This is a genomic window from Streptomyces sp. LaBMicrA B280, assembly GCF_049222185.1.
In the GTDB taxonomy this organism is placed as follows: Bacteria; Actinomycetota; Actinomycetes; order Streptomycetales; family Streptomycetaceae; genus Streptomyces; species Streptomyces murinus.
The window spans coordinates 1-14,877 of the sequence record NZ_JBMJCT010000064.1; the positions used below are offsets into that span (position 1 = coordinate 1).

Annotated in this window: 6 protein-coding genes, 1 tRNA gene and 1 rRNA gene; 7 read left to right on the forward strand and 1 reads right to left on the reverse strand. The window is 70.3% G+C overall.

The window, feature by feature from the left end:
• The 3 genes from rrf (at position 1) to ACLF5H_RS34475 (ending at position 1,050) form a co-directional block, all read left to right on the forward strand.
• Positions 1–116, forward strand: a 5S ribosomal RNA gene (gene rrf / locus ACLF5H_RS34465).
• 114 nt (positions 117–230) lie between these two features.
• Positions 231–893: a DegT/DnrJ/EryC1/StrS family aminotransferase gene (locus ACLF5H_RS34470; RefSeq protein WP_421680163.1), complete on the forward strand. Its 663-nt coding sequence runs from the start codon at positions 231–233 to the stop codon at positions 891–893.
• Between the two features lie 84 nt (positions 894–977).
• A tRNA-Thr gene (locus tag ACLF5H_RS34475) sits at positions 978–1,050 on the forward strand.
• Between the two features lie 72 nt (positions 1,051–1,122).
• Here ACLF5H_RS34475 and ACLF5H_RS34480 read toward each other — a convergent pair.
• Positions 1,123–3,885: a SpoIIE family protein phosphatase gene (locus ACLF5H_RS34480; RefSeq protein ID WP_421679941.1), complete on the reverse strand. Its 2,763-nt coding sequence runs from the start codon at positions 3,883–3,885 to the stop codon at positions 1,123–1,125.
• A gap of 409 nt (positions 3,886–4,294) precedes the next feature.
• Here ACLF5H_RS34480 and ACLF5H_RS34485 point away from each other — a divergent pair, with 409 nt between their 5' ends.
• From ACLF5H_RS34485 to ACLF5H_RS34500, 4 genes are all read left to right on the forward strand, one after another.
• Positions 4,295–9,754, forward strand: a complete 5,460-nt coding sequence (locus ACLF5H_RS34485) for a HAMP domain-containing protein (RefSeq protein WP_421679942.1) — start codon at positions 4,295–4,297, stop codon at positions 9,752–9,754.
• Between the two features lie 274 nt (positions 9,755–10,028).
• On the forward strand, positions 10,029–10,709 hold the full coding sequence (locus ACLF5H_RS34490) for a response regulator (RefSeq protein ID WP_421679943.1): 681 nt from the start codon (positions 10,029–10,031) through the stop codon (positions 10,707–10,709).
• 124 nt (positions 10,710–10,833) lie between these two features.
• Positions 10,834–13,623 (forward strand): DNA translocase FtsK, encoded by a 2,790-nt coding sequence (locus ACLF5H_RS34495; protein ID WP_421679944.1) that lies wholly within the window; start codon positions 10,834–10,836, stop codon positions 13,621–13,623.
• A gap of 337 nt (positions 13,624–13,960) precedes the next feature.
• Positions 13,961–14,803, forward strand: a complete 843-nt coding sequence (locus ACLF5H_RS34500; protein ID WP_421679945.1) for a helix-turn-helix domain-containing protein — start codon at positions 13,961–13,963, stop codon at positions 14,801–14,803.
• Positions 14,804–14,877 lie beyond the last annotated feature (74 nt).

Below are 14,877 nucleotides of genomic sequence, written 5' to 3' on the forward strand. Positions count from 1 at the left end.
TCGGTGGTTATAGCGTTAGGGAAACGCCCGGTTACATTCCGAACCCGGAAGCTAAGCCTTTCAGCGCCGATGGTACTGCAGGGGGGACCCTGTGGGAGAGTAGGACGCCGCCGAACAATTTTTCAAAAGGTCGGATCCTGAACTTCGGTTCAGGGTCCGACCTTTTTTTGTTCCGCGTAACGTGTCGTTCACCCTGTGCGCCGAGCATCCCGTACATGGGAACCTCCGCAATGCTCAGGGCGGCCGGCGTCGGAGTCGGTGACGAGGTCGTCGTACCGGCCTTCGGGAACGTCGAGGTCGCCGAGGCAGTGACCCTGGTCGGCGCGCTCCCCGTGTTCGCCGACATAGACCCCGTGACCTACTGCCTGGACCCCGAGGCGGTCGAGGCGGCCGTAACCTCCCGCACCGCGGCCGTCGTTGTCGTCCACCGCTTCGGCCGGCGCGCCGACATCGGGCGGCTGCACGCGCTGGGACAGCGGCACAAGCTGCTGGTCCTGGAGCAGGGCGAGTCCGAGGAGGCGCTCGACGAGACGGCGCAACGGCGGGAGCGTGCCGCCTACTTGGACACCAAGCTGAAGGGCGTGCGGACCCCGGACGGCGGGGACGGGCACACCTACCAGCAGTACGTGGTGCGGGTGCCCGGCAACGGCCGGCCGGACCGGGACGCCTTCGCACGCGCCCTGCGGGCCAAGGGAGTCGAGTGCCGGGTGCCGGTGAAGACGCCCGTGCACCGGCTGCCGGAGTTCCGCCGGTGCGTGTCCCTGCCGCAGACCGAACTGGCCGCCGACGAGACGCTCGCGCTGCCTGTCGACGCCTCGCTGACCAAGCGGGAGATGCAGCGCGTCGCCGCGGCCTGCAACGCCCTCGGCGGACTGCTCCAGCCCGCCTTCTGACCGGCTCCCGAACGAATTTGGGAAGTCGGGCCGGTTCGGGGTACAGTTTCTTTGTCGCCGCGAGGGAAACCTCGAAAACGACAGGCCCCTATAGCTCAGTCGGTAGAGCGTCTCCATGGTAAGGAGAAGGTCAACGGTTCGATTCCGTTTGGGGGCTCAGCAATAAAGGCCCCACCCTTTCGGGTGGGGCCTTTTTCGTATATCCGGGGCGGCCCCGAGCCGCCCCGGATCAGCCCTCGTTGTGCTGGAGGCCCGGGACCCGCATCGCCAGAATGGCCATGTCGTCGGACGGGGCGTCGGAAGCGAAGCGTTCCACCGCGCGCATGATGCGGGCGGCGACCGCACCCGCCGTCAGGCCCGTGCACGTGGTGAGGACATCGGCGAGGCCGTCGTCGCCCAGCATGCGGGAGCCCTCGCGGCGCTCGGTGACGCCGTCCGTGACACAGAGCAGCACATCGCCCGGATCGAGGGTGACCCTCTCCTCGTACAGCTCCAGTTCCTCGATGACGCCCAGCAGGGGCTGCGGTTCGGCGGCCGGGGTGACCGTGCCGTCCTGGCGCAGGCGCAGCGGCAGCGGATGGCCGGCGCAGACCACCTTCAGCTCGGCGCTGCCGTCCGGCTGGGGCCGCAGCTCGCCGTAAAGGAGCGTCAGGAACCGGCTGCGGTCGCCCTCGTCGAGGATGGCCGAGTTGAGCCGCTCCAGGACGGCGGGTCCGCTGAGTCCCTCGCGGGCCAGCAGGCGCAGGGCGTGCCGGGCGAGGCCGGTGACCGCCGCCGCGTTGGGTCCCGTACCGCAGACGTCGCCGATGGCGAAGCCGTAGGCGCCGTTGCCGATGGGGAAGAGGTCGTAGAAGTCGCCGCCCACCTCGTTGCCCTCGCCGGCCGCGCGGTAGATGACCTCCACCTCGACGCCGTCGATGTGCGGGGTGCCGGGCGGCAGCAGGCTGCGCTGGAGGGCCTGGCTGATGGCCGTGCGCTCCGAGTACAGGCGGGCGTTGTCCAGGGCGAGGGCGGCCCGGCGGGACAGGTCCTCGGCCAGTTCCAGGATCTCCTGGCGGAAGTGTTCGTCGGTGGGCTTGCCGAGGACCAGCATGCCGATGACCCGGTTGCGGGCGACGAGCGGCAGAACGACCGTTTCGCCGCCGACCGCGGAGGCCGTGGCGAGGGTCGGGCCGATGCCCGCGGCGATCCGGTGGGTGGGCCCGCCGGCCAGGCCCAGGGTGCGCATGGAGGTGCGCAGGGCGGCCTGGTGGGCGACCTCGCCGGGGGTCGTCCACACGCGCGCGCCGGGCGTGGGCACCGGATCCGGCGGGGCGATCTTCGACAGCAACGACTTGATGCCGTCGATGAGTTCCTCGTCCTCGTGCAGCACGTACGACAGATACGGGTCCGAGGCCTGGTCGGCGATGGTGTAGACGGCGCACCAGGTGGCGAGGGTGGGGACCGTCATCTGGGCCATGAGGGCCAGCGTCTGGTCGCGGTCCAGGGTGCCTGCCAGCAGGTCGGACGCCTCGACCAGGAAGCTCAGGGAGCCGCGCCGCAGCCGCTCCAGCTCGCCGAGGCGCGCCGACTCCACGGCCAGGGCGATGCGGTCGGCGGCGAACTGGAGGCGCAGCGCCTCCTCGTTGGAGTATCTGCCCGACGCCTCCGCGGCGACGCCGAGGGAGCCGGTGAGACGGCCCTCGACCTTCAGCGGGACGGTGACGACCGAGCGCATGCCGGTGCCGCCGAGCAGGGGGACGGCGCCGGGGACGGCGTTGAGGTCGTCATGGACGGCGGGCATGCGCGCGGAGCCGTAGCGGCCGGGGCCGGCCTCCACGGGGACCCGGGCGAAGCGCTGGCGGGCGGAGGGCAGCCCGGTGGAGGCGCGCACCTCCAGCTCGGTCTCGTCGTCGGTGGCCAGCAGCAGGAACGCGGAGTCGCCGTCGAGCATGTCGCGGGCGCGTTCCACGGTGCGCTGGAGCAGTCCGTCGAGGTCGTCGGGAGCGGGGGAGCCGATGAAGACCTCGAAGGGGTCGGTGCTCTGGCCGTCCTGCGCCGCGTTCTGGTCGCCGGCCGGGACCCGGGTGGGGGTCTGGAGCACGGCGCGTTCGTGGTCGCGCACCAGCAGGCACACGGTGGAGGGCTCGCCGCCGGTGTCGCGGACCCGCAGGTGGGAGGCGTACACCTGGACGACGCGGCCGTCGGCGCCGCGGATGCCGTAGCTGCCCTCCCAGCGGGAGAGCTGGAGCGCCTCGGCGACGCCGGTGCTGGTGCCCGGGGTGTGCGGCCAGGCGGCGAGTTCGGTCAGCGGCTTGCCGACGGCCTCGGCGGCGGGGTGCCCGAAGAGGTCCTCCGCGTCCTCGTTCCAGGACGTGACGGTGCCCTTGCGGTCGACCTGGAGGACGGCGACGCGGACCCGGCCGTCGGCCACCGGCAGCAGGTCGGCGGGGAGCGCGGGTCCCGCGGTGCGGGTGCCGACCGGGCGTTCGGGCAGGTTGAGCTGGAACCAGACGTGCTTGTGGGTCGGCGTGTAGTCGACGCCCCAGCGGGTGGCCAGGGCGGCGCAGAGCTGGAGGCCGCGGCCGCCCTCGCGGTCGGGGCTGGCCATGGGGCTGGCGGAGGTCTGGAGCGGGACCTCGCGCTCGGGGTAGTGGTCGGAGACCTCGATGCGCACCCCGTCCTCGGTGCGCAGGCAGAGCACCTCCGCGTGGGTGCCGGCGTGCACGACCGCGTTGGTCACCAGTTCGCTCGTGAGGACGACGGCGTCGTCGACGATGTCGGCGAAGCCCCAGCCCTGGAGTGTGTCGCGGACGAAGGACCGGGCGGTCGCCACGGATCGTCCGACGGGCTCGAAACTGGCGGCCGCGCGCGCGGTGATCACAGAACTCCTCGGCCGGTTGTCGGCGGGCAGGGCGGACGGGCCGGCCGGGCCGAGCCGCTGCTGCGGCATCGGCGTGTCGGTCGGCCGCTGCTCCGGGGGCTGTCCCCCCGGGATCAGTCCGGTGGTCATGGTCTGCGGCCGCCCCTCCGATGCCCGCTCGTGCTGGTGCCACCGCCCAGGCCGGACGGGACCGGTGCGGCTGGACAGCCGGATGCAAGGTTACTTACCTTCGCCGTCCGAGCGGGTGCCGGTCGCCGGTGTTTACCCCCCAGGGTGTGCGGACGATGTGCGAAGCTGCCGAACTGTTATGGCCTGGTTCGGGCAGGGTGAAACACTGGGCAAGCTTCTGATGAAGGTCGGGTCGCGCCGCGTGCGTTCCGTGAACGGCGGGCAGCAGCCCTTGGTGTGGCCGGATCTCATCTGGCAGAAATACGCAGCAGTAACCGGTACGCGGAAGTAACCGGTATGCCGAAGACCGGTATGCCGGACGGAAGCGTCCCGCTATGGCAGCAAGGGTCGATCCCCCGGGAGGGACACAGTGGAGTCTGGCGCAGCGACGCGTGGCACGAAGACGCGCGCGAAGGGCGGACCGTCCCTGGGCAGGAGTGGCGGCACCACCGAGGTGGACACCGCCGCCCTGAACCGGCTGCTGGCGGCCCTTGTGTCGATGCGTGACGGGAACTTCCGCAAACGGCTGACGGTCTCCGGCGACGGCGTGATGTCGGAGATCGCGGCGGTCTTCAATGAGGTGGCCGACCGCAATCTGCATCTCACCGGGGAGCTGTCCCGGGTGCGGCGCATGGTCGGCCGTGAGGGAAAACTCACGGAACGGCTGGAGACGGGGGCCTGCGAGGGCTCCTGGGCGACGGCGATCGACCACTCCAACGCGCTGGTGGACGATCTCGTACGACCGGTCTCCGAGGTCGGCCGGGTGCTGACCGCGGTCGCGGAGGGCGATCTGTCGCCGCGCATGGAGCTGCGGACGCAGGCGCCGGACGGCGGCACCGGGCATCCGCTGCGGGGCGAGTTCCTGAAGGTCGGCCGTACGGTCAACAACCTGGTCGACCAGTTGTCGACGTTCACCGACGAGGTCACCCGGGTGGCCAGCGAGGTCGGTACCGAGGGCAAGCTGGGCGGTCAGGCCCGGGTGCGGGGCATGTCGGGTTCCTGGAAGGACCTGACGGAGTCCGTCAACACGATGGCGGACCGGCTCACTGCGCAGGTGCGGGACATCGCCCTGGTGACGACGGCGGTCGCCAAGGGTGATCTGTCGCGCAAGGTGACCGTGCATGTCGCGGGCGAGATGCTGGAGCTGAAGAACACCGTCAACACGATGGTCGACCAGCTTTCGGCCTTCTCCTCGGAGGTCACGCGGGTGGCCCGGGAGGTGGGTACCGAGGGCATCCTCGGCGGCCGCGCGCAGGTGCCCGAGGTGGCCGGCGTGTGGAAGGAGCTGACCGACTCCGTCAACACGATGGCGGGCAACCTGACCGCCCAGGTGCGCGGGATCTCGCAGGTCACCACGGCGGTGGCGAACGGTGACCTGTCGCAGAAGGTGACGGTGCAGGCGCGCGGCGAGGTGGCGCAGCTCGCCGAGACGATCAACCAGATGACCGAGACGCTGCGGATCTTCGCGGACGAGGTCACGCGCGTGGCCAACGAGGTCGGCGCCGAGGGGCGGCTCGGCGGCCAGGCGAATGTGCCGGGCGCGGCCGGCACCTGGAAGGACCTGACGGATTCGGTCAACACGGTGTTCCGGAACCTGACGACCCAGGTGCGGGACATCGCCGCCGTGACGACCGCGGTGGCCAACGGTGATCTGTCGCAGAAGGTCACGGTGGACGTGGCCGGCGAGATGCTGGAGTTGAAGAACACCGTCAACGGGATGGTGGACCAGCTGTCGTCCTTCGGTGCCGAGGTGACGCGGGTCGCCCGGGAGATCGGCGTCGAGGGCGAGCTGGGCGGCCAGGCGCAGGTGCCGGGCGCGGCGGGGACGTGGAAGGACCTGACGGACTCCGTCAACACCGCGTTCCGAAACCTCACCGGCCAGGTGCGCAATATCGCCCAGGTGACGACGGCGGTGGCCAACGGTGATCTGTCGCAGAAGGTCACCGTGGACGTCTCCGGCGAGATGCTCAAGCTGAAGAACACCGTGAACACCATGGTGGACCAGCTGTCGAGCTTCGCCGACCAGGTCACGCGGATGGCGCGGGACGTGGGCACCGAGGGCAGGCTCGGCGGTCAGGCCCAGGTGGACGGCGTGTCGGGCACCTGGAAGGAGCTGACGGACTCCGTCAACTTCATGGCCGGAAACCTCACGTCCCAGGTGCGCAATATCGCCCAGGTGACGACGGCGGTGGCCAACGGCGATCTGTCGCAGAAGATCGACGTGGACGCGCGCGGCGAGATCCTGGAGCTCAAGGACACGATCAACACCATGGTCGACCAGCTGTCCGCCTTCGCCGACCAGGTGACCCGGGTGGCCCGGGACGTGGGCACGGAGGGCCGGCTGGGCGGTCAGGCGCAGGTGCCCGGCGTCGCCGGGGTGTGGCGGGACCTGACGGACTCGGTGAACGGCATGGCCGGGAACCTGACGGCCCAGGTGCGCAACATCGCGCAGGTCGCCACCGCGGTGGCGGGCGGTGACCTCTCCCAGAAGATCACCGTGGACGCGCGCGGGGAGATCCTGGAACTGAAGAACACCCTGAACACGATGGTGGACCAGCTGTCGTCGTTCGCCCAGGAGGTCACCAGGGTGGCCCGTGAGGTGGGCACGGAGGGCATCCTGGGCGGTCAGGCCGAGGTGCAGGGGGTCTCCGGCACCTGGAAGGACCTCACGCAGTCGGTGAACTTCATGGCGAACAACCTGACGATCCAGGTGCGCAACATCGCCGAGGTCACGACCGCGGTCGCCAAGGGCGATCTGTCGAAGAAGATCACGGTCGACGCCAAGGGCGAGATCCTGGAGCTGGTCACGACCGTCAACACCATGGTCGTCCAGCTGTCGTCGTTCGCCGAGCAGGTGACGCGGGTGGCCCGCGAGGTGGGTACCGAGGGCATGCTCGGCGGCCAGGCGCACGTGCCGGGTGTCACGGGCATCTGGAAGGACCTGAGCAACAACGTCAACCTGATGGCCAACAACCTGACCATGCAGGTGCGCAACATCTCCCAGGTGGCCTCGGCGGTCGCCAACGGCGATCTGACGCGGCAGGTGACCATCGAGGCGAGCGGTGAGGTCGCGCAGCTCGCCGACACCATCAACACGATGGTCAAGACGCTGAGTTCGTTCGCCGACCAGGTCACCAAGGTGGCCCGTGAGGTGGGCACGGACGGCATCCTGGGCGGGCAGGCGCATGTGCCGGGCGTGGCGGGCACCTGGAAGGACCTCACCGAGTCGGTGAACCAGATGGCGTCCAACCTGACCGGCCAGGTGCGCAACATCGCGATGGTCACCACGGCGATCGCCAAGGGCGACCTGACCAAGAAGATCGACATCGACGCCCGGGGCGAGATCCTGGAGCTGAAGACGACGATCAACACGATGGTCGACCAGCTGTCCAGCTTCGCCGAGGAGGTCACACGGGTGGCCCGCGAGGTGGGCACCGAGGGCCAGCTGGGCGGTCAGGCGCGGGTGCGGGACGTGGACGGCACCTGGCGGGACCTGACGGAGTCGGTGAACGAGATGGCCGGGAACCTGACCCGGCAGGTGCGCGCCATCGCGCGGGTGGCGACCGCGGTGACCCGCGGCGACCTGAACCTGAAGATCGACGTCGACGCGTCCGGCGAGATCCAGGAACTCCAGGACTACATCAACAAGATGATCGCGAACCTGCGCGACACCACGATCGCCAACAAGGAGCAGGACTGGCTCAAGGGCAACCTGGCCCGCATCTCCGCACTCATGCAGGGCCGCCGCGACCTCCAGGACGTGGCCTCGCTGATCATGAGCGAGCTGACGCCGGTGGTCTCCGCGCAGCACGGCGCGTTCTTCCTGGCGATGTCGCGCATGGAGGGCAAGGACGCCGGCGAGGGCAGGGACGCCTACGAGCTGCGCATGCTGGGCTCGTACGGCTACTCGATGGGCTCCATGCCGACGTCGTTCCGGCCGGGCGAGGCGCTGGTCGGTACGGCCGCCCACGAGAAGCGCACCATCCTGGTCTCGGACGCGCCGAACGGCTATCTGAAGATCTCCTCCGGGCTCGGCGAGGCCCCGCCCGCGCAGGTGATCGTGCTGCCGGTGCTGTTCGAGGACACCGTGCTCGGTGTGATCGAACTGGCCTCCTTCACGCCGTTCACGCAGATCCAGAAGGACTTCCTGAACCAGATCGCCGAGGTGATCGCGACCAGCGTCAACACCATCTCGGTCAACACCAAGACCGAGCAGCTGCTGGAGCAGTCGCAGGAGCTGACCGAGCAACTGCGCGAGCGTTCGGCGGAGTTGGAGAACCGGCAGAAGGCGCTCCAGGACTCGAACGCCGAACTGGAGGAGAAGGCCGAGCTGCTGGCCCGGCAGAACCGGGACATCGAGGTGAAGAACACCGAGATCGAGGAGGCGCGGCAGGTCCTGGAGGAGCGCGCCGAGCAACTCGCGGTGTCCATGCGCTACAAGAGCGAGTTCCTGGCCAACATGTCGCACGAGCTGCGGACGCCGCTGAACTCGCTGCTGATCCTGGCCAAGCTGCTCGCCGACAACGCCGAGGGCAATCTGTCGCCCAAGCAGGTCGAGTTCGCCGAGACCATCCACGGCGCGGGATCCGATCTGCTCCAGCTGATCAACGACATCCTGGACCTCGCGAAGGTCGAGGCGGGCAAGATGGACGTCTCGCCGACCCGGATCGCGCTCGTCCAGCTCGTGGACTACGTGGAGGCCACCTTCCGGCCGCTGACCGCGGAGAAGGGCCTGGACCTGTCGGTGCGGGTCTCCCCGGAGCTGCCCGCGACCCTGCACACCGACGAGCAGCGGCTGCTCCAGGTGCTGCGCAATCTGCTGTCCAACGCGGTGAAGTTCACCGATTCCGGGTCGGTGGAGCTGGTCATCCGGCCGGCGGGCGCGGATGTGCCGCGCAACATCCGGGAGCAGTTGCTGGAGGCCGGGTCGCTCACCGATCCGGACGGCGAGCTGATCGCGTTCTCGGTGACGGACACCGGGATCGGGATCGCGGCCAGCAAGATGCGGGTGATCTTCGAGGCGTTCAAGCAGGCGGACGGCACCACCAGCCGCAAGTACGGCGGCACGGGCCTCGGTCTGTCGATCTCGCGGGAGATCGCGCAGCTGCTCGGCGGTGAGATCCACGCGCAGAGCGAGCCCGGCCGCGGCTCCACGTTCACGCTGTACCTGCCGCTGTACCCGAGCGAGCTGCCGCCGCAGGGCTACCAGCAGTCGGTGGCCCCGCTGGAGGCCGGCGACCTCGCGGCCGCCGCGGCGGAGCAGGCCTCGCAGCTGTCCGCCCCCGAGATCGAGACGCCGGCCGAGGTCAAGTCGTACCTGGAGATGCAGAACGGGCCCGCCGCGCTCTTCCGGCGCCGCAGGCGGAGCCTGCCGCAGGGCGAGCAGCGCGCCGAGCAGTGGGCGGCGGCCCCCGAGCAGGACGGCGCGCCGCAGTCCGCGCGCGGGGTGCGCTTCGGCGGCCAGAAGGTGCTCATCGTCGACGACGACATCCGCAATGTCTTCGCGCTCACCAGCGTCCTTGAGCAGCACGGCCTTTCGGTGCTGTACGCCGAGAACGGCCGCGAGGGCATCGAGGTCCTGGAGCAGCACGACGACGTGGCGGTCGTCCTGATGGACATCATGATGCCGGAGATGGACGGCTACGCGACGACCACGGCGATCCGCAGGATGCCGCAGTTCGCCGGGCTGCCGATCATCGCGCTGACCGCGAAGGCGATGAAGGGCGACCGGGAGAAGGCGCTCGAGGCGGGCGCCTCCGACTACGTGACCAAGCCGGTGGATTCGGACCATCTGCTGGGCGCGCTCCAGCAGTGGATGGGGGGGAAGTGACCGGATCGGCCGACCATGGTGTGAACACCCGGGGAACCCCCGGCCGGTGCGCGGAGTTGTGCGCTTAAGGTGGCTGGGGACGTATGGGAACGTGGGGTTCCGGGAACCATCCGGGTTCCCGCCGCGTTTCCCTTGTGTGCACGGTGACATCGCGGTGACAGGGTGTGGCGACAAGCGGGGTGCGGCTACGATGACCGGCACAAGGACGGGCGGCGAAAGGGAGTCGTCCCCTGGGGCGGCGCCCGGTGTACCGCCGGGGCGAGGAGGGCGGGCCATGGTGCAGAAGGCCAAGATCCTCCTGGTCGATGACCGGCCGGAGAATCTGCTGGCGCTGGAGGCCATCCTCTCTGCGCTCGATCAGACGCTGGTGCGGGCATCGAGCGGGGAGGAAGCGCTCAAAGCACTGCTCACGGACGATTTCGCGGTCATTCTGCTGGACGTCCAGATGCCGGGCATGGACGGGTTCGAGACAGCGGCGCACATCAAGCGGCGCGAGCGGACCCGGGACATCCCGATCATCTTCCTCACCGCGATCAACCACGGCCCGCACCACACCTTCCGGGGTTACGCGGCCGGCGCGGTGGACTACATCTCCAAGCCGTTCGACCCATGGGTGCTGCGCGCCAAGGTCTCGGTGTTCGTCGAGCTGTACATGAAGAACTGCCAGCTGCGCGAGCAGGCGGCGCTGCTGCGGCTCCAGTTGGAGGGCGGCGGCAAGGGCGCGGTCGGCGGCAAGGAGTCGGCCGGGCTGCTCGCCGAGCTGTCCGCGCGGCTCGCGGCCGTCGAGGAGCAGGCGGAGGCGCTGTCCAAGCAGCTCGACGACGACTCCGCGGACGCGGCCGCGGTGGCCACGGCGGCCCATCTGGAGCGCAAACTCACCGGACTGCGCCGCGCGCTCGACGCCCTGGAGCCGGGTACCGGCGCGGGCGGTCCCGCGGCGTCACCGGCCAACTGAGGCGCCCTGAGGCTCCCGTTGCCCATGAGCCCCCGTCAGTTCCGCGCCCCGGCAGGGGCGACACGAACGGGTGAAGCTGTGGGCACACGTGTCCGCCGTCGTCTCCACCGGTAACCTCACACCCATGGCCTCACGTCCCTCCGCAGCCAAGAAGCAGCCCGCGAAGAAGGCTGCCGCTCCCGCGAAGGGTCCGGCGAAGAAGGCCGCCGCCGCGAAGAAGGCCCCGGCCAGGAAGGCACCCGCCAAGAAGGCGCCCGCCCGGAAGGCCGCAGCCAGGAAGGCGCCGCCGAAACCGGCGCCCAGCCCCACCGGGGGCGTGTACCGCCTGGCGCGCGCCCTCTGGCTCGGGCTCGCGCACGCGGTCGGCGCCGTCTTCCGCGGCATAGGGCAGGGCGCCAAGAACCTGGACCCGGCCCACCGCAAGGACGGCGTGGCGCTGCTGCTGTTCGGCATCGCGCTGATCGTCGCCGCCGGCACCTGGGCCGACCTCAAGGGCCCCGTCGGCGACCTGGTGGAGGTCCTGGTCACCGGCGCCTTCGGCCGGCTCGACCTGCTGGTGCCGATACTGCTCGCGGTGATCGCCGTACGCCTCATCCGGCACCCGGAGAAACCGGAGGCCAACGGGCGGATCGTGATCGGCCTGTCCGCGCTCCTGATCGGGGTGCTCGGCCAGGTCCACATCGCGTGCGGCTCGCCCGCCCGCAGCGACGGCATGCAGGCCATAAGGGACGCCGGCGGCCTCGTCGGCTGGGCGGCGGCCACCCCGCTGACGTACACCATGACCGAGATGCTCGCCGTGCCGCTGCTGGTGCTGCTGACCGTCTTCGGGCTGCTCGTGGTGACCGCCACCCCCGTCAACGCCATCCCGCAGCGGCTGCGCGCCCTCGGGGTGCGCCTCGGCGTGCTGCACGAACACGAGCCGGAGGAGTTCGGCGAGGACGACGAGCGCTACGAGGAGCAGTGGCGCGAGGCGCTGCCCGCGCGCTCCCGCGGCCGCTCGGGCGGCCCCCGCGCGTACGACCCCGACGAGGCCGAGGAAGAGGCCCTCTCCAGCCGTCGCGGGCGTCCCAGGCGCTCCGCGGTGCCCCAGCCGGATCCGCGGCGCCGGATGGACGCCGTGGACGTGGCCGCCGCCGCGGCCGCCGCGCTCGACGGCGCCGTGCAGCACGGCCTGCCGCCCTCCCCGCTGGTCGCCGACCTCACCCAGGGCGTCAGCGTCGGCGACCGCGAGGAGACCACCCCGGTCCCGGTCCCCGAGGCGCCCGCCACCGCGGACCCCGAGCCCGCCGCCGCCAAGGCCGCCCCTGCGCCCGCCAAGCCGGTCCCGGCCGCCCGCCCCGAGCAGAGCAGGGGCTCGGCCGTACCCGATCTCACGAAGAAGGCCCCCGAGGAGCCGCGCGACCTGCCCCCGCGCGCGGAGCAGCTGCAGCTGGCCGGCGACATCACCTACTCGCTGCCCGCCCTGGACCTGCTCGAACGCGGCGGACCCGGCAAGGTGCGCAGCGAGGCCAACGACGCCATAGTCGCCTCGCTCACCCAGGTCTTCACCGAGTTCAAGGTCGACGCGGCCGTCACCGGCTTCACCCGTGGTCCGACGGTCACCCGCTACGAGGTCGAGCTCGGCCCGGCCGTGAAGGTGGAGCGGATCACCGCGCTCGCCAAGAACATCGCGTACGCGGTCGCCAGCCCGGACGTGCGGATCATCAGCCCCATCCCCGGCAAGTCCGCGGTGGGCATCGAGATCCCCAACACCGACCGGGAGATGGTCAACCTCGGCGATGTGCTGCGGCTCGCGGAGTCCGCCGAGGACGACGACCCGATGCTGGTCGCCTTCGGCAAGGACGTCGAGGGCGGCTATGTCATGCACTCGCTCGCGAAGATGCCGCACATGCTGGTCGCCGGTGCCACCGGCTCCGGCAAGTCGTCCTGCATCAACTGTCTGATCACCTCGATCATGATGCGGGCGACCCCGGAGGACGTGCGGATGATCCTGGTCGACCCCAAGCGGGTCGAGCTGACCGCCTACGAGGGCATCCCGCACCTGATCACACCGATCATCACCAACCCCAAGCGGGCCGCCGAGGCGCTCCAGTGGGTCGTGCGCGAGATGGACCTGCGCTACGACGACCTCGCGGCCTACGGCTTCCGGCACATCGACGACTTCAACCGGGCCGTGCGCGAGGGCCGGGTCAAGCCGCCGGAGGGCAGCGAGCGCGAGCTCCAGCCGTACCCGTACCTGCTGGTGATCGTGGACGAGCTGGCCGACCTGATGATGGTCGCCCCACGCGACGTCGAGGACTCGATCGTGCGCATCACCCAGCTCGCGCGCGCCGCCGGTATCCACCTGGTGCTCGCCACCCAGCGCCCCTCCGTCGACGTGGTCACCGGTCTGATCAAGGCCAACGTGCCCTCCCGGCTCGCCTTCGCCACCTCCTCGCTGGCCGACTCCCGCGTCATCCTCGACCAGCCCGGCGCGGAGAAGCTGATCGGCAAGGGCGACGGCCTCTTCCTGCCGATGGGCGCCAACAAGCCCACCCGTATGCAGGGCGCCTTCGTGACCGAGGAGGAGGTCGCGGAGGTCGTACGGCACTGCAAGGAGCAGATGACCCCGGTCTTCCGCGAGGACGTCACGGTCGGCAGCAAGCAGAAGAAGGAGATCGACGAGGACATCGGCGACGATCTGGACCTGCTGTGCCAGGCGGCCGAACTCGTCGTGTCCACCCAGTTCGGGTCCACGTCCATGCTCCAGCGCAAGCTGCGCGTCGGCTTCGCCAAGGCCGGCCGGCTGATGGACCTCATGGAGTCCCGCAACATCGTGGGGCCCAGCGAGGGGTCCAAGGCGCGTGACGTTCTGGTGAAACCCGACGAACTGGACGGCGTGCTCGCCGTGATTCGCGGCGAATCCGAGGGATAGTAATAAGAGCCGCCCGGTTCCGCACGACGAACACCGGGCGGAGGTACGCCGTGCCGCGTTCGTTCCGGCGTGATCCGGCCGTGCCGTCGTGCTGCGTCTCCGCCCGCCGTGATCCACCCGTTAGAGAGCGGTGGGCAACCGTTTCCCTTTGTCCTACGTCAAGTTGAGCGAGAGGACAGGTGAGCGTCCCTTCTTGGGGTATCCGCCTGTCCAGCCCTCGGAGTGTCGGGCCATTCCGATGGCGTAGAAGTTCCTACCGCCCGGTTGCCCCACCCTTTCGTACCCCCCCTAGACTGAGCTTCCAGCACAGGTGGCTACACGCTCGAAAGGCGCCCCCGTGTCCATCGGCAACTCCCCTGAAGACGAGCGTCCCTTCCCAGACCAGTCCCAGGAAGCCCGAATCTCCGTGGGCCGTGCCCTCCAGCAGGCGCGGATCGCGGCCGGGCTCACCGTGGACGACGTCAGCAGCGCCACTCGTGTCCGCCTCGCCATCGTGCACGCCATCGAGGCGGACGACTTCGGCCCCTGCGGCGGCGCCGTGTATGCGCGCGGCCACATCCGAAACCTGGCCAGGGCCGTCCATCTCGATCCCGAGCCGTTGGTCGCCCAGTACGACGCCGAACACGGCGGCCGGCCCGCGCCGACTCCCGCGGCGCCCCTGTTCGAGGCCGAGCGGATCCGTCCCGAGCGCCGGGGCCCCAACTGGACCGCGGCGATGGTCGCCGCGATCGTCGTGGTGATCGGTTTCGTCGGCTTCACCGCGGTCAAGGGCGGCGACGGCGGCAGCGACTCCAAGTCGCAGCTCGCCGAGGGCTCCACGCCCGCCACCAGCAAGGCGGCCTCGCCCGCGCCCACCAGGGACAAGCCCGCCGACCCGACCCCGGAGCCCACCGACAGCGCCATCGCGGCCGCCCCGCAGGACAAGGTCACCGTCCAGGTCAGCGCGCCCAACGGACGCAGCTGGATCTCGGCCAAGGACCACAACGGGCGGATGCTCTTCGACGGCCTGCTGGACAAGGGCCAGTCCAAGACCTTCCAGGACAGCGCCAAGATCAACCTGATCCTCGGTGACGCCGGCGCGATCGAGCTGTACGTGAACGGCAAGAAGATCGAGGACAGCTTCAAGCCCGGCGCGGTGGAGCGCCTGACGTACACCAAGGGCGACCCGGTCGCGGGCTGATCCGGCCCGCCGCGCGCCCCGCCGACGGGGTCGGCCGAGTTCGGCCAACCCCGTCGACATGGGCTGTCGGTGAG

What these genes read in the sequence shown, in the direction of transcription:
- ACLF5H_RS34495 (WP_421679944.1), top strand. Translation starts at nt 10,834, where the DNA reads ATGGCCTCACGTCCCTCCGCAGCCAAGAAGCAGCCCGCGAAGAAGGCT.
- ACLF5H_RS34480 (WP_421679941.1), bottom strand. Translation starts at nt 3,885, where the DNA reads ATGACCACCGGACTGATCCCGGGGGGACAGCCCCCGGAGCAGCGGCCG.
- ACLF5H_RS34470 (WP_421680163.1), top strand. Translation starts at nt 231, where the DNA reads ATGCTCAGGGCGGCCGGCGTCGGAGTCGGTGACGAGGTCGTCGTACCG.
- ACLF5H_RS34490 (WP_421679943.1), top strand. Translation starts at nt 10,029, where the DNA reads ATGGTGCAGAAGGCCAAGATCCTCCTGGTCGATGACCGGCCGGAGAAT.